Source organism: Streptomyces sp. NPDC005784 (assembly GCF_042871525.1).
GTDB lineage: Bacteria > Actinomycetota > Actinomycetes > Streptomycetales > Streptomycetaceae > Streptomyces.
Genome location: NZ_JBIAIQ010000003.1, coordinates 420,670 through 435,270, shown reverse-complemented (window position 1 = coordinate 435,270; position 14,601 = coordinate 420,670). Strand labels below are relative to the sequence as shown.

Sequence of the window (14,601 nt, the reverse complement as noted above, 5' to 3'; positions counted from 1 at the left end):
CGCCGGTGGCCCCGCTCAGTCCGTGAGAGTCCAGCCGCCGCTCGCGTACCAATAGTGCGGCAGGCCCTTGGTGCCGCTGGTGCGGAAGGGGACGCCGTGGTCGTCGATGCGCTCGGTGCCGGTGCGGCCCTGCGAGGACCATTCGAGCTCCAGATACCAGCGGCAGTCGCAGCCGACGGTCCGGGCGTCGACCATCAGCACCTCGGGATCCGTCACGGACACCCGGTAGGGCATGCGCATCGCCGCAGTGCTCGTTGCGCCTTCCCAGCCCGGGACCGAGCGGGCGATCGGCCGGCCCTTGTCCAGATCCACGATGAACGAGCGGGGAGCCATGCCGCCGCCGCAGCCCTGGCCCGTGGAATAGACGTTGCCCTTCACCGGGGCGTCCCGTCCCACGACGCGGACCCGCAGCGCCTCCAGGACGACGGCCGCGTCCGTCCGCCCCTGTACGGAGATGTCCACGAGTGTCTGGCCGCCGTGGACCGCGTTCTGTGTCCGCGCCCAAGGGGAGGCGTCCTGCGGGGCGGGGGGCGGCGGCACCTGCTGGGGTGCCTTGTCGATGACGTAGTCGTGCTCGCAACCGGTCGCCCAGCGATGGGAGTTCGCGGTCCAGGTGAGGGGGGTGGCGGCGGAGGCGGCCGTGGGGGAGGGGCTCGCGGACGGGCCCGGCGAGGCGTCTCGTTTGCCGGATGCCTTCGGGGACGGCGTGTCGGCCGGCAGGCCGCGCGTGGTGGAGGGGAGTGCGGACGGTGTCGCGGAGCCGCTCCGAGCGCCCGCCGTCCTCGCGGTCTTCGTGCCGGACGCCTGCTCGTCGGCGGTGGCCGAGGAGTGCCCGGACGGCAGGGCGGAGAGGCCGCCCAGGGTGGCGAGCAGCGCGGTGACGACAGCCGCGGCGATGGCGACACGGCGACGGTGCCAGGGCTTTCGCGGTGTGGGACGTGACGCCGCGTCATGCTCGGACGGCGAACCGGGGAGGCCTTCCACTGGAGCCGTTCGGGGACCGGGCGAGGCGGCGGGTGCTGCCGCGTGCACGGAGCCGGCGGCGGACTTCGGGACGGAGTCCGCGGCCGTCACAGAGTGGGAACTGGCGGCCGTGTCCGAGACCGAGCCGGTGACCGTTTCCGGCACAGAGTCGTCAGCCGTCGCGGAGTCGGAGTCGGAGTCGGTGGCGGCCGCCGGCTCCGGTCCAGTGCCGTCGGTCGGCGCCGGGACGGGGTCGACGGCCGGCACGGACACCGGTTCGGCAGCTCCGGCGGTCGTGGGGCTCGCGCCCGCCGACAGGGCTTCGGCGACTCCCGCCACGGACTCGACTCCCGCCACGGACTCGGCCACCGTCGGTGTCCGGGACCGCTGTCGTGCCGCCACCGCCAGGATCCAGCGTCGGTGCAGCTCGACCCGTTCGGCCGGACCGGCCTGGCACAACGCGGCGAACCGCTCCACAGGTGCGAAGCCGAGCGGTACCGCCTCCCCCGCGCAGTACCGGTGCAATGTCGAGGCGTTCATGTTCAGCCGACGCGCGAGTGCGGCGTAACTGCGGTCCGTCCGCGCCTTCAGACGCCGCAGCAGCGCCGCGAATTCCTCCACGTCGTCCTGGGATGACACCGGTTCTCCCCGCCTCGCGTCCCAGGACGGCATCCCAGGCACTCCCGGTAAAGAGAGGTCGGAAGGCCTGGGACGGTTCCACCGTTGCGGATGGGGCGCCGTCCGTTGTGCCCGGACCGAGGGGCCGCCGATGCTCAAGGCGTCGCCGGAGCGGCCTCCGCACCACGGACAACCGAGGGGGCCACCCCGTACAGCGCGACACACTTCCGCACCGACCGAAACCGGGGAAGCACACTGATGAACAGCAACACGACCGCCCGCAAGCACGTCCGCCGCACCGCCCTGATCGCCGGCCTCGTCGCCGCAGCGGCCCTGCCGCTCGGGCTCACCGCCTCGGCACAGGCGACCACGGGAGGGACGGCCGCGGGGGCAGCCGCGCAGCGGACGGTCAGCGGCACGGCGTCCGACGACGTGACCCGCGTCGCCGACTTCTACGGCGCCTACATCGACGCCAAGAGCGACCCGGACCACGGCGGCAGGCTCGCCACCGAACTCCGGAAGTACTACGTCCAGGCCGGCGGGCTCCGTGAGTTGACGGCCTGGGAGAACCGCAACCACGCGGACGGCGTCCTGCGTGCCCAGAACGTTCCGGGGAAGTGGACGGTCAAGGACGCCGGCGCGGCCGGACACACGAAGGTCAATGTCACCCTCACCTGGGGCGGCGGGCAGACCACCAAGCTCGTCGTCGGCCTGGACCGCAACCACAAGATCATCCGCATCGACGGCAACTGACCTCGCCCGTCCTCCGGGGGCCGCGGGCCGGGCACGCGTTCCGCGGGCCCGGCCCCTGGGTCCCGGCCGCCCTACCGGGCCGGCCGCAGCCGCAGGGTGAGGATCTGGAACGGCCGCAGCTCGATCTCCGACGGGGCTTCGCGCAGCGGCCGTTCCAGCAGGTCGGTCACCTCGGCCCGGGAGACCGGGAAACCGGCGGTCACCTTCGCGCGGGCCCGCCCGCCCCGGGACTCGTACAACCGCACCACCACATCGCCGCTGCGGTCCTCCGCGAGCTTGACCGACTCGACGGTGACGGCCGGGTCGTCGACACTCACCAGCGGTTCCAGTGCCCGCACCGCGACCTGCCGCAGCGGCAGATTGAGCGCGAGCCCCTCCGCCACGGCGTCCCCCACGCCTGCCCCCGGCAGCAGCGCGTACGTGAACCGGTGCGTGCCGAGATCGGTCTCCGGGTCCGGGCTGTGCGGGGCGCGCAGCAGGGTCAGCCGTACGGTGGTGCCGAGGCCGTCGGCGTGCGGTGCACGGGTCACGTCATGGCCGTACGTCGAGTCGTTGAGCAGCGCGACACCGTACGACTCCTCCGCGACGCGCAGCCAGCGGTGGGCGCAGATCTCGAAACGGGCGGCGTCCCAGCCGGTGTTGGCGTGGGTCGGACGGTGGACGTGCCCGAACTGGATCTCGGCGGCGGACCGTTCGGCCTGGACGTCGAGCGGGAAGGCGGCCTTGAGGACCTTCTCCGACTCCTGCCAGTCGACGTCGGTCACGATGTCCAGCCGACGGCTCGCGGCCGTCAGCCGGATCTCCTGGGTGATCCGGGAGGAGCCGAAGGCCCGGGTGACGCGCACGGTCGCCCGCAGCGGCCCGCTCTCCACCAGCTCCACCGACTCGGCGGCCGTCAGGTCCTTGTGCGTGCGCCGGTAGTGCCGGTCGATGTCCCAGGCGTCCCAGGCGTTGGGATGGTCGGGATGGAGCTGGAGCAGATTGCCGGGACCGCACAGCACCTCCCGGCCGTGCGCGAGATCCCGTACGGAGGTCAGCAGCCCGTCACCGTCGATCCGCACCCGGAGCCGGTCGTTCTCCAACACGATGCTGCCGTCGGCGTGTTCGGCCCGCACGGTGGGGCCGGGTCCGGCCGGTACGGCGGCGCCGCCCAGCCCCGGCACCGTCACCAGCCCGTCCCCGACCACCTCGGTCCGCTCGTACGGCGAGGCGTTCAGGACCCCAGGGGAGGGGCCGGTGCCCAGAGCCCCTACCGCCTCCGCGGTGATCTCCTCGAGTTCCGCGAGCACCCGCGCGTACGTCTCGCGTGCCTCCCGGTGCACCCAGGCGATCGAGGAGCCCGGCAGGATGTCGTGGAACTGATGCAGCAGCACCGTCTTCCAGAGCCGGTCCAGGGCGTCGTACGGGTAGGTGTACGACGGATCGCGCACGGCGGCCGTGGCGCACCACAACTCGGCTTCGCGCAGGGCGTGTTCCGAGCGCCGGTTGCCCTGCTTGGTCTTGGCCTGCGTGGTGTAGGTGGCCCGGTGCAGCTCCAGATACAGCTCGCCCGACCACACCGGCGCGTGGACCCCGTACTCCTCCTCGGCGGCGGCGAAGAACGCCTCCGGTTTCTCGATCCGGACCCGCGGTGAGCCCTCCAGGGACCGCAACCGCCGGGCCTTCTCCAGCATTTCGCGGGTCGGGCCGCCCCCGCCGTCGCCCCAGCCGAACGGGACCAGTGAGCGGGTGGCCCGGCCCTTCTCCGCGAAGTTGCGCTCCGCGTGGGCGAGTTCGCGGCCGTGGAACTGGGAGTTGTAGGTGTCCACGGGCGGGAAGTGGGTGAAGACCCGGGTGCCGTCGATGCCTTCCCACCAGAAGGTGTGGTGCGGCATCTTGTTGGTCTGGTTCCAGCTCAGCTTCTGGGTGAGGAACCAGCGGACACCGGCGAGCTTCGCGAGCTGCGGGAAGGCCGCCGTGTAGCCGAAGGAGTCCGGCAGCCAGATCTCCTCGGTCTCGACCCCCAGTTCCTCCCGGAAGAACCGCTTGCCGTGCACGATCTGCCGGGCCAGCGCCTCACCACCCGGCATATTGGCGTCGGACTCCACCCACATCGACCCCACCGGAGACCAATTGCCCTCCTCCACGGCCTTCTTGATCCGCTCCCAGATGTGCGGCTGGTGCTCCTTGACCCAGGCGTACTGCTGGGCCTGTGAGCAGGCGAAGACCAGCTCCGGGTAGTCGAGGGCAAGCGCCGTGACGTTGGCGAAGGTCCGGGAGGCCTTGCGGACCGTCTCGCGCAGCGGCCACAGCCAGGCCGAGTCGATGTGCGCGTGCCCGGCCGCCGAGACGCGGTGCGCGCTGGCCGACGCGGGCCGCGACAATGCCTCCGTCAGCTCGGACCGGGCCGCCGCCGCCGTGCCGGAGACGTCGTGCAGATCAAGGGCGTCGAGCATGTTCTCCAGCGCGCGCAGGATCTCGTGCCGTCGCGGCCGCTGCGGATCCAGCTCGTACATCAGCTCCGAGAGGACCTCGACATCGAGGACCAGATGCCACACGTCCTCGTCGAGTACGGCGAGATCGGCAGCCGCGAATCGGTAGATCGGCCCATCACCGGCGGTCAGTACGTCTCCCAGACGCGTGGGCTCGAAGCCGTGCAGGACGGCGGGGTTGGCCGCCGCCTCCAGCAGCAGACGCACCTCCTCGCCTCCCGTCGCCGGTGCTCCGACCGTCAGGTGGCGGTTGCGCGGGTGGATGCCCTTGAGGGGGATGCCAGCCGCGTCGTACAACAGCCCCTCCGCCTGGAATCCGGGCCCGTCCCCCGTGAACCCGGGGTCGATCACCACCTCCACCGGGCGGCCCGCCCACTCCTCGGGCACCCGGCCCTCGATCCGGAACCAACTCGTCGACCAGGGCTTTCCCCAGACCGTGCCGGTCGTGAAGGGCTCGTAGGAGGCCTGGAGCGCCTGGCCGACGGGCACCGGCTCGCCCGGCACCTGCCATACGGAGAGCGTGAGCGGCACCCGATCCGCGTACTGCGCGGGGCGCATGCACTGCCGCAGCGCGCGCTCCAGGCGCGCCTCCACCAGCGAACGGTCGTCGTGCACGGCGGCTCCTCGGTGCTCGGACGGCTCTGTCGAACCCTTCACTTCCCCGTGCCGGCGTCGCGCACCCGTGACGGTACGGCAGTCGGTCGACGATCGACATGACTGCCACCTTCCCGATGAGGGCATGGATTCCCGTGAACGTGTTCGAGCAGAGGGGAACCGACATCGGCACGCAGGCGGGGGTCATGAAGCGGCATGCACCAGGAGGTGGTCCCATGACCAGGGGGGCCTTCTCCACCGATCCAGTGGAGGAAGCGTCCGACGGGGCGATCGACCAACCGGACGGCGCGCAGCTCCGGCGCCGGCTGGGCAAGGCGGATCTGCGAGCGGTGCCCGAGGCGCGCAAGGCGCTGAGGGAGCTGTTACGGCACTGGGGGAAACCGGGAAGGTCCGAGATAGCCGAGCTCCTGACCAGTGAGCTCGTCACGAACGCACTGATTCACACCGACGACGACGCCCTTCTGACGGCGACGATCGGACCGCGCGGACTGCGCGTGGAGGTCCGGGACTTCGTGGCACGCAGGCCCAGAATGCGCGTACCGAACGCCGACGACGGTACGCACGGCAGAGGTCTCGTCCTCGTCCATTCCCTGGCGGACGCGTGGGGCGTACGGGCGCACGGGGTGGGCAAGGCGGTGTGGTTCGAACTGAACGGCGGCACGGTGTAGGAACACCGCGCCGCCATTGTCGTGTCCGGGCCCGGCCGGAGATCCCGGCCGGGCCGTCCGGGCTGCCGCCCGGGGTCGGTCGAGTGCGCCTCAGCCGAACTGCTGTTCGAGATCCTTGAGCTTGCGCTCCAGGGAGTCGAGCCGCGGCAGGGCCATCGTCTCGTCCTCCGTGGTGAGGTCGACGGTGATCGGCTCAGTGCTCTTGCGGACGGGGGTGAGGGAGGGCCGCGATCGCACGGGCAGCTGCTCCGCGGTGGATATGGCAGGCTCCGTGGAGGCCTGGGCGGGCGCCCGCTCCACGGTCGCTGTCTCCAGTTCCCGGGCGCCACCGCGTCCGGCGAAGCCGCGGTGACCACGGCTGAGCGCCTTGAGGTGCGCTCGCTCGACCCGCTGCTCGTTCCGGCGGCGCAGTCGGTTCTGCTCCTTCTGGCGCCGGTCCTCGCGCACCTCGTCCACGGCCTCGTCCAGGGAGCGGACGTTCTCCAGGAGCATCAGCGACCACGCGCTGTACGTCTCGCGGGGCGCGCGCAGCCAGCGGACCATACGGATCTGCGGCAGCGGACGCGGCACCAGGCCCTGCTCACGCAGCGCGGCACGACGGGTCTGCTTCAGCGCCCTGTCGAACAGCACCGCGGCCGACAGGGACATGCCCGCGAAGAACTGCGGAGCACCGGCGTGGGCCATGCCCCGGGGTGCGTGCACCCAGTTGAACCACGCCGCCGCACCGGCGAAGGTCCATACGAGTATGCGGGAGCCGAGTGCCGCGTCACCGTGGCTGGCCTCGCGCACGGCGAGGACGGAACAGAACATGGCCGCGCCGTCCAGGCCGAACGGGACGAGGTACTCCCAGCCGCCGGAGAGGCCGAGGTTCTCCTCGCCGAAGCCGACCAGGCCGTGGAAGGAGAGTGCCGCCGCGACCGCGGCACAGCAGAACAACAGAACATAGGAGGCCGTGCCGTAGACGGCCTCCTTACGCCTGCGGCGCTCCTCGGTGCGCTCCCACGAGTCGTCGCTGCTCGTGCTGTCCCCGGACCGCTTGCCGCGCGCGAGCACCGCCACCGCCGCCAGCAGGCCCAGGAGCAGAACGGCGCCTGGAAGCAGCCAGTTCAGCGATATGTCGGTAAGTCTCATCTGGGGTCCCTTGCATTGGGATAGGGCGTAACGCCCGCCATAGTGGCCCAATCACGTCGGCCCTCAGGGGGTTTCGGGGCAAGAGGCCGCCAAGGAAGTGCAAGGAGGTACGCAGGGCGACTCTCTGCTCGAACTGCCGCGCGAGGGACGGGAGTTGAGTACGAATAAGACTACCCGTAAGGATGGTTCCACGGAGAGTTCCCGTGACAAGTGAGGAATTTGTGAAGCACCTGTGATCTGTGGGCGGTCCGAGGGGCCGCGATCGGTGACGGGCGCCGGGCGCATCGGGGCAGGTGCTCGCGCCGGGAGTCTCAACTCGCCGCGGCGGCCGTCAGCTTGGTGATCCGGTCCGCGTCGCAGGTGCGCGGGCAGGTGGCGCACGTGTCCGCGGGGCGCAGTGTGTAGAAGAGGCAGCAGCTCACCCGGTCCCGGGTGGGCAGCGACTCCCCGTCCGGACCGGTCAGCTCGCGGAAGGCCGCCGAACCCACGTACGGCCGCGTCGAGCCGGGCAGCAGCAGCTCCAGCTCGCGCGTCGCACGCCGCTCCTCGCCGAACAGCTGGGCGACGTACCAGAGGCCCTCGACGATCTCGTCGGTCGCCATGCCCCACAGTGCCCGGCCGCGCCGTCGCATCCGCGGCCCGAACCCGCCGAGGACCGGCTCCAGGTGTTCGGCCACGGCGGCCCGCACCTCCGCGCGCAGCGCCTCCTCGTCCGGTACGACCCTGGCGCCGGGCAGTGTGGCGGCCGGGTCGTCCGGCAGGCAGGCGAACGTGGTGACGCGGACGGCCATCCGGCCGGCCTCACGCTTGAATGTGACGTCCTCCACTGGCAGGCGCGGAACCCGGCGCAGCAGGAACCACGGCACGGTGATCAGCAGGCAGGCCGGCCAGGCGTACCGGTGCAGTCCGAAAGTCGCCACGACATCGGGCCGTGCCCGTCGGCCGTGGTCCCGGACCACCTGGCCCTCGTCCCAGGCGAGGAACGCGTCGAGGTCGGGGCCGCCCTCCGCGAGCCGGGCGGCGGGGGCCCAGCCCGGGCCCCGCGGGGCCGCTTCGCCCGCGGCCAGCTCGGTGACGCCCAGTCCGGGGAAGACCTCACTCAGCCGCGCGTACGCGTCCGCCACGGCCGACGCGGCGACGGGTGGCGTGCCGGGGCGGGCCGCCGGGTCGGCCGGGGTGCTTGCGCCGGCGTCGGCGGACAGGGTGGGAGCGGACATGCGGAACCATCGCTTCACGATCGTTAGCAGGTAAGCCTTACCTTACCCCGCCTCGCGGGTGTTTGAACTGAGGCCATGTGCGCCTATCGTGCTTGACGGACGAGTAACAACCGACACCATGACCCCAAGTACCACCGACCCGGAGGAGGACCCGTGGAGCAGGCCGGTCCGCGCAGCGCGCACGGCTCCGCCGGGTCATGGGACCCGGACATCCAAGCGAGCGCCTTCCGGGTTCCGCCGCAGCCGGGGCCCGCGGACCTGGGCCGGGCGAGGGTGGTCCCCGCGGGAGTCCCGGGCGACTGTCCCGGTGCCCGGCCGGGTGGTGGGTCGGACGGTGGGTCGGTGAATGGTGGGTCAGGTGGTGGGCCGGGTGGCGGCCCCGCCGTGGCCTCGGCCCGCGGCGAGCACACGCACAGTGAGACGCCGATCCCGCACCCGCGCACCGAGGACACCCGCCCCGCCGCAGGCACGGACGGCGCACGCCCCGGGAACGTCCGGCCCGTACACGTCGACGAGACGCGTCCCGCCGTACGCGCGGAGACCGCCCGCCCCGTGCAGGTGGAAGAAGCTCGCCCCCGAGTGCGTGACGAGAACGTCCGGCCCGCGCGCGCCGAGGAGACCCGTCCTGCCCTGCGCGGGCAGAACACCCGCCCCGCGCACGCCGAGGAAACCCACCCCGCCGTACGTGCCGAGAACGTCCGCCCCGGACGCGGCGACGACGCCCGCCCCGCCGTACGTGCCGAAGCCGCCCGGCCCGTCGTGCAGCGTGCCTCCGTGCGTGGGCAGATCCTCGATGCCCTGCGCACGGCGCTCGTCGTGGGTGAACTCGCCCCCGGCGAGGTGTACTCGGCACCCGCGCTCGGCGAGCGCTTCGGGGTGTCCGCGACGCCCGTCCGCGAGGCGATGCAGCAACTCGCCCTGGAAGGCGCCGTCGAGGTCGTACCCAACCGGGGCTTCCGCGTCATCGAGCGCGGCACCCGGGAACTGGCCGAACTCGCCGAGATCCGGGGCCTGATCGAGGTCCCGGTGATGCTCCGGCTCGCGCGCACCGTGCCCGCCGCCCGCTGGACCGAGCTGCGCCCGCTCGCCGAGGCCACCGTGCGGGCCGCGTCCTCGGGCTGCCGCGCGACCTACGCGGAGTCCGACCGGTCGTTCCACCGCGCGGTCCTCGCGCTCGCGGGCAACGCGCAGTTGGTGCGCATCGCCGACGATCTGCACCGCCGCGCCCAGTGGCCCCTCGTCGGCGGTCCCGTCTCCCGGGGCCGCGCCGACCTGGTGGCGGACGCGGCCGAACACACCGCGCTGCTGGAGGCGTTGATCGCCGAGGATCTGACGGTCGTCCAGGCCCTGGTACGGGAGCACTTCACCGGCGCGTCCTGAAGAGCCCGGCTCGTCCCGCCCGCCTGCCCGCCTCTTCGGCGGGGCGGCCGGCACGGGCTGTACGTATCCCGTGCCGGTCGGGCCGTACGCGTCCGTGCCGGTCGGGCCGTACGCGTCCGTGCCGGTCGGGCCGTACGCGTCCGTGCCGGTCGGGCCCTCACATCCGTGCCGCGAGGGCCGTGCGGGCCGTACGCATCCCTGCCGGACAACTGGAGCTTGCCCCGAACGGCCGGTGCCCGCGGCCGGTGCCCGCGGCGGCTGGTGCCCGGGGCGGGCGGAGCGTCCGCCCGCCCGTGCGTGATCAGGCCGTCGCCGCGGGCGGAGTCAGCTGGCCCGCCAGCCAGATGGGCACGCCCCCGAGCAGCCGGAACAGCCGTCCCGCCTCCGCCCGCAGCCGCGACGCCTCCGGCTCGACCTCGGCGTCGGCCAGGGACGCCAGCGCCGGTGCCGTACCCACGAGGTACCCCAACTCCTCGCGGATCCTGAGGGATTCGGCGAAGCCGTGCCGTGCCTCCGCCAACTCCCCCTCGCGCAGGGCGAGTCCGGCGAGATGCCGCCAGGTGAAGGACAGCAGCAGTGCGTCGTTCTGGGCGGTCGCGCCCGCGTGCGCCCGCCGGTACGCCGCACGGGCGGCCTGCGGGGCGTGCGCGAGGTTCTCGGCGAGCAGCCCGCGCCGGAAGTCCAGCAGGGCCCTGCCCGGCGCGCCCGGCGCGAGCAGCGCCGCGGCCCGGCCGAGCGCCGCACGCGCCTCGTCGGCCCGGTCGCGCACGGTCAGCAGCGTTGCGGCGTAGGCGAGTTGGCCCCGCTCGCAGGCCGCCGCGCCCCGCTCGTCGTCGCTCTGCGCCAGCGCCTCGGCGGTACGCAGGGCGTCCTCCGCCTCGGCCCAGCCCTGCTCGGTGTAGAGACAGCGCTCGACCAGGAGCGACGCTCTCTGCAGGGCGGCCCCCGCCGTGCGCGGCTGGATCAGCGCCGCCGCGTCGGCCCAGCAGGCGCGCGAGCGCAGCCGCCATACCGCGGTCTGGAGTGGATCGTCCCCTGCAGTCGTTCCGGTACCAGACATGGCGGTATGCGCCACGTTGCCCTCCCCGAGCACACCATTGAGCTGTTGAGTGGTGGCATCTCAGCACGGATCACCGGGCCCGGCCAAGAGGGTGGGTGAAGGATTTCACAAAGTCATTGGATGCGCGCGGCCCACCCGGGGCTCCTGAGGTCAGCTCATCCGCAGTGCCAGGAAGAAGTCCAACTTGTCCTCCAGGCGCGACAGATCACGACTCGTCAACTGCTCGATACGGCCGACGCGGTAGCGCAGCGTGTTGACGTGGAGGTGCAGACGGGCGGCGCAGCGCGTCCAGGAGCCGTCGCAGTCGAGGAACGCCTCCAGGGTCGGAATCAGCTCCGCGCGGTGCCGGCCGTCGTACTCGCGCAGGGGGTCCAGCAGACGGGCGGTGAAGGCACGGCGTACGTCGTCCGGGACGAACGGCAGCAGCAGGACGTGCGAGGCCAGCTCCTGGTGTCCGGCCGCGCAGACCCGCCCGGGGCGCGCCGCGGCGACCCTGCGGGCGTGCCGGGCCTCCTCCAGGGCGCCGCGCAGCCCCTCCGCCGAGTGGACGGCGGCGCTGACGCCGAGCGTGAGCCGCCCGTCGTCGTTCAGGCCGGCCGACAGCGGGTCCCGTACGGCCGCCAGGAGCGTGTCGGCGTGCAGGCCGGGCTCCGGGCCTTCCTCGTCGGAGGGGACCGCCGGAAGGGGTACGAGCGCGACCGCCTCGTCCCCCGTGTGGGCGACGGCGATCCGGTCGGAGTGCTCCGGCCCCGGCGACAGCGGGTCCACGAGGATCTCCTCCAGCAGCGCCTGGGCGACCGGGCCGCCCTCGATCTCGCCGCCGTCCCACTCGACGCGTGCCACGACGACCTGCCAGTGCGGGGCCGCTCCCAGGCCGGGCAGCAGCACCGGCGCCGCGACGCGCAGCCGTGCCGCGATCTCGGCGGGCGCCGCCCCTGCCTGGACCAGTTCAAGGACCTCCTGCGCGAGCCGCCGCCGAACCGTGCGCGCCGCGTCCCGCCGGTCCCGTTCCACCGCGATCAGCTGGGTGACGCCCTGGAGCAGGTCGAGCCGCTCCTCGGGCCAGTCCCCGGCGTCCGCCTCGACCGCGAGCAGCCAGTCGGAGAGCACCGTCTCGCGCACGTCCCGGGAGGCGCCCGCGGCACGCACCGACGAGCGGATCGGGAAGAGCGAGTACATCGCCGGGCCCACCGTCACCCGGTGCGGTCCGCGGCGCCCGGTGCGGGCCGCCGCCAGATGTTCGGCGGCCAGCTTGGCGCAGGTGTCCGCGGGCAGCGCGCCGCCCGCGACCTTCGAGCCCGCGATGGGCCGGCCGGCGGGCGAGAGGACCCAGGCACGCAGGTCGAGGTCGCTGCCGAGCAGATCGAGGACCACGTCGGGGCCGCCGCCCGCCGGGCCCGAGGTCATCATCCGCCGGTGCCGGTCGACCACGGCGGCCAGATCCCCGGCGCGCTCGCCCGACACCTGGCGCACGACGTGTTCGGTGATCGTGGCGAAGGCGACCGACTCGTTCACGGCGAACAGCGGCAGCCGGTGCCGGGCGCAGGCCACGACCAGGTCGTCGGGGATGTCGCCGAGCTCCGCCTCACCGGCGGCCAGGGCCGCGACCCCGGTGCTCGCGAGGATGCGGACGAAGGGCTCGGAGTCCTCGGCGTCGTGCCGCCAGGCGAGGCCGGTGAGGACCAGTTCGCCGCCGGAGAGGTAGCGGCTCGGGTCCTTGAGGTCGGTGGTCATCACACCGCGTACGGTGCGGTCGAGCTCGTCCTCGCCGCCGAGCAGCCGCAGGCCCAGCGCGTCGGTGTCCAGCAGTGCGCGCAGCCGCATTCTCGTCGCCGCCGTTCTTTGTCTCGAAATCTACGATGGATACGTGGTGAGGCCCGCCGGCGGTCCCCGGGCTCCACGGAGCCGGTCCGTGGGTTCCGAGGATCGGTGGTCCCGGCCCCTGTGGGCCTGTGTCCTGGGCTTTCGAGAGCTGTGCTCACTGTTTCCGGGACTGTTCTCAAAGTTTCCAGAAAAAACCGAAGAGGTTGCTGATGACCTCGGTTCATACGAATCTACAAGATGCACGCGCTGGCCAGCCAACTCCTTCATGGTTTCGGTGACTGACCCCGGTGCGGGACGCGGCTGTGTACTGGCCCCACTCCGCGTAAACACCTCATGAACGAGCCGGGCCGCCCGCACACGATCTGGCTTGATCAGAACGACCCACGATACGAATGAAGAGAGCCACTCATGGACTTCCTTCGCCCCGCCAGTTGGGAGGAGGCGCTCGCCGCCAAGGCTGAGCACCCCACCGCTGTGCCGATTGCGGGTGGCACCGATGTGATGGTCGAGATCAACTTCGATCACCGCAGGCCCGAGTACCTACTCGACCTGAACCGCATCGGAGAGCTGAGCGAGTGGGAGGTCGGCGAGGGGAGCGTGCGCCTGGGCGCCTCCGTCCCGTACACCCAGATCATGGAGAACCTGCGCGGCGAGCTCCCCGGGCTGGCCCTCGCCTCCCACACCGTGGCCTCCCCGCAGATCCGCAACCGCGGCGGCGTCGGCGGCAACCTCGGCACCGCGTCCCCGGCCGGCGACGCCCACCCCGCCCTCCTCGCGGCGGGCGCCGAGGTCGAGGCCGAGTCGGTGCGCGGCTCGCGGCTGATTCCGATCGACGCGTTCTACACCGGCGTGAAGCGCAACGCGCTGGCACCCGACGAGCTGATCCGCGCCGTCCACATCAAGAAGGCCGACGGACCGCAGCAGTACTCGAAGGTCGGCACCCGCAACGCGATGGTGATCGCGGTGTGCGCCTTCGGCCTGGCCCTGCACCCCGAGACCCGTACGGTCCGCACCGGCATCGGCTCGGCCGCGCCGACCCCGGTCCGCGCGAAGACCGCCGAGGAGTTCCTGAACGCGGCGCTCGACGAGGGCGGCTTCTGGGACAACGGGAAGATCATCACCCCGTCGGTGGCCAAGCAGTTCGCCGCTCTGTGCTCCGGTGCCTGCAACCCGATCGACGACGTCCGCGGTACGGCGAGCTACCGCCGCCACGCGGTCGGCGTCATGGCCCGCCGCACACTGACCTGGACGTGGGAGTCGTACCGCGGCACCGCCGCCCGCACGGAGGGAGTCGCGTAATGCGTGTCAATTTCACGGTCAACGGCCGTCGGCAGGAGGCCGACGACGTCTGGGAGGGCGAGAGCCTCCTGTACGTCCTGCGCGAGCGTCTCGGTCTGCCCGGTTCCAAGAACGCCTGCGAACAGGGTGAGTGCGGCTCCTGCACCGTCCGGCTGGACGGCGTGCCCGTGTGTTCGTGTCTGGTCGCCGCGGGCCAGGTCGAGGGCCGCGAGGTCGTCACCGTCGAGGGGCTCGCCGACTTCGCCGAACAGCGGGCGGAGCACGGAGGTTGCGCCGCGGACGCGTGCAACACCCCGGAGGGGAACGGGATTTCCCTCGACGAGGCCAAGGGCTGGGCGGCCAAGGGGCAGGACTCGCACACCGGCGAGGGCACGCGACTCGCGCCCATCCAGCAGGCGTTCATCGACGCCGGAGCCGTCCAGTGCGGCTTCTGCACCCCGGGTCTGCTGATCGCGGCGGACGAGATGCTGGAGCGCACCCCGAACCCGACCGACGCGGACATCCGCGAGGCGCTCTCGGGCAACCTGTGCCGCTGCACCGGCTACGAGAAGATCATGGACGCGGTCCGCCTCGCGGCCGCCCGGCAGTCCGAGGCGGTCTGA

The 14,601-nt window shown here is 72.5% G+C and carries 11 protein-coding genes; 5 read left to right on the top strand and 6 right to left on the bottom strand.

Annotation, left to right across the window (positions count from 1 at the left end; translation table 11 throughout):
- Nucleotides 1-15: 15 nt before the first annotated feature.
- A complete protein-coding gene (locus tag ACFYR3_RS07345; RefSeq protein WP_389281917.1) occupies nt 16-1,635 on the bottom strand; it encodes a helix-turn-helix domain-containing protein in 1,620 nt (539 codons plus the stop codon).
- A 204-nt stretch (nt 1,636-1,839) separates the two neighbouring features.
- On the opposite strand from ACFYR3_RS07345, the gene ACFYR3_RS07340 reads away from it, so the two are divergent.
- On the top strand, nt 1,840-2,334 hold the full coding sequence (locus ACFYR3_RS07340) for a hypothetical protein (protein ID WP_355840120.1): 495 nt from the start codon (nt 1,840-1,842) through the stop codon (nt 2,332-2,334).
- A 71-nt stretch (nt 2,335-2,405) separates the two neighbouring features.
- Here ACFYR3_RS07340 and ACFYR3_RS07335 read toward each other — a convergent pair whose 3' ends face one another.
- Nucleotides 2,406-5,420, bottom strand: a complete 3,015-nt coding sequence (locus ACFYR3_RS07335; RefSeq protein WP_355840121.1) for a glycoside hydrolase family 38 C-terminal domain-containing protein — start codon at nt 5,418-5,420, stop codon at nt 2,406-2,408.
- A gap of 215 nt (nt 5,421-5,635) precedes the next feature.
- Here ACFYR3_RS07335 and ACFYR3_RS07330 point away from each other — a divergent pair, with 215 nt between their 5' ends.
- Nucleotides 5,636-6,088 carry an ATP-binding protein gene (locus ACFYR3_RS07330; RefSeq protein ID WP_389281914.1) on the top strand — a complete coding sequence of 151 codons (453 nt, stop codon included), beginning with the start codon at nt 5,636-5,638 and terminating at the stop codon, nt 6,086-6,088.
- Nucleotides 6,089-6,178: 90 nt separating this feature from the next.
- On the opposite strand, the gene ACFYR3_RS07325 is transcribed toward ACFYR3_RS07330, so the two are convergent.
- Both ACFYR3_RS07325 and ACFYR3_RS07320 read right to left on the bottom strand, forming a co-directional pair.
- Nucleotides 6,179-7,219, bottom strand: a complete 1,041-nt coding sequence (locus ACFYR3_RS07325) for a DUF2637 domain-containing protein (protein WP_355840122.1) — start codon at nt 7,217-7,219, stop codon at nt 6,179-6,181.
- Nucleotides 7,220-7,530: 311 nt separating this feature from the next.
- Nucleotides 7,531-8,436 (bottom strand): (2Fe-2S)-binding protein, encoded by a 906-nt coding sequence (locus ACFYR3_RS07320; protein WP_355840123.1) that lies wholly within the window; start codon nt 8,434-8,436, stop codon nt 7,531-7,533.
- A 630-nt stretch (nt 8,437-9,066) separates the two neighbouring features.
- Between ACFYR3_RS07320 and ACFYR3_RS07315 the strand changes: the two genes are divergently transcribed.
- A complete protein-coding gene (locus tag ACFYR3_RS07315; protein WP_389282035.1) occupies nt 9,067-9,816 on the top strand; it encodes a GntR family transcriptional regulator in 750 nt (249 codons plus the stop codon).
- Nucleotides 9,817-10,117: 301 nt separating this feature from the next.
- Here the strand turns inward: ACFYR3_RS07315 and ACFYR3_RS07310 are convergent, their stop codons facing one another.
- Both ACFYR3_RS07310 and ACFYR3_RS07305 read right to left on the bottom strand, forming a co-directional pair.
- The gene (locus tag ACFYR3_RS07310) at nt 10,118-10,891 is read right to left on the bottom strand and encodes a hypothetical protein (protein WP_356784594.1); all 774 of its coding nucleotides are present in this window, start codon (nt 10,889-10,891) and stop codon (nt 10,118-10,120) included.
- Between the two features lie 135 nt (nt 10,892-11,026).
- Entirely contained in the window at nt 11,027-12,700 is a 1,674-nt protein-coding gene (locus ACFYR3_RS07305) for a PucR family transcriptional regulator ligand-binding domain-containing protein (RefSeq protein ID WP_355840125.1), read from the bottom strand.
- Nucleotides 12,701-13,108: 408 nt separating this feature from the next.
- Between ACFYR3_RS07305 and ACFYR3_RS07300 the strand changes: the two genes are divergently transcribed.
- Nucleotides 13,109-13,999 (top strand): xanthine dehydrogenase family protein subunit M, encoded by an 891-nt coding sequence (locus ACFYR3_RS07300; protein ID WP_356784593.1) that lies wholly within the window; start codon nt 13,109-13,111, stop codon nt 13,997-13,999.
- Nucleotides 13,999-14,601: a (2Fe-2S)-binding protein gene (locus tag ACFYR3_RS07295; RefSeq protein WP_355840127.1), complete on the top strand. Its 603-nt coding sequence runs from the start codon at nt 13,999-14,001 to the stop codon at nt 14,599-14,601. Before ACFYR3_RS07300 ends, ACFYR3_RS07295 begins: the two co-directional genes overlap by 1 nt.

What these genes read in the sequence shown, in the direction of transcription:
- ACFYR3_RS07325 (WP_355840122.1), bottom strand. Translation starts at nt 7,219, where the DNA reads ATGAGACTTACCGACATATCGCTGAACTGGCTGCTTCCAGGCGCCGTT.
- ACFYR3_RS07340 (WP_355840120.1), top strand. Translation starts at nt 1,840, where the DNA reads ATGAACAGCAACACGACCGCCCGCAAGCACGTCCGCCGCACCGCCCTG.
- ACFYR3_RS07320 (WP_355840123.1), bottom strand. Translation starts at nt 8,436, where the DNA reads ATGTCCGCTCCCACCCTGTCCGCCGACGCCGGCGCAAGCACCCCGGCC.
- ACFYR3_RS07330 (WP_389281914.1), top strand. Translation starts at nt 5,636, where the DNA reads ATGACCAGGGGGGCCTTCTCCACCGATCCAGTGGAGGAAGCGTCCGAC.
- ACFYR3_RS07345 (WP_389281917.1), bottom strand. Translation starts at nt 1,635, where the DNA reads ATGCCGTCCTGGGACGCGAGGCGGGGAGAACCGGTGTCATCCCAGGAC.
- ACFYR3_RS07305 (WP_355840125.1), bottom strand. Translation starts at nt 12,700, where the DNA reads ATGCGGCTGCGCGCACTGCTGGACACCGACGCGCTGGGCCTGCGGCTG.
- ACFYR3_RS07295 (WP_355840127.1), top strand. Translation starts at nt 13,999, where the DNA reads ATGCGTGTCAATTTCACGGTCAACGGCCGTCGGCAGGAGGCCGACGAC.
- ACFYR3_RS07300 (WP_356784593.1), top strand. Translation starts at nt 13,109, where the DNA reads ATGGACTTCCTTCGCCCCGCCAGTTGGGAGGAGGCGCTCGCCGCCAAG.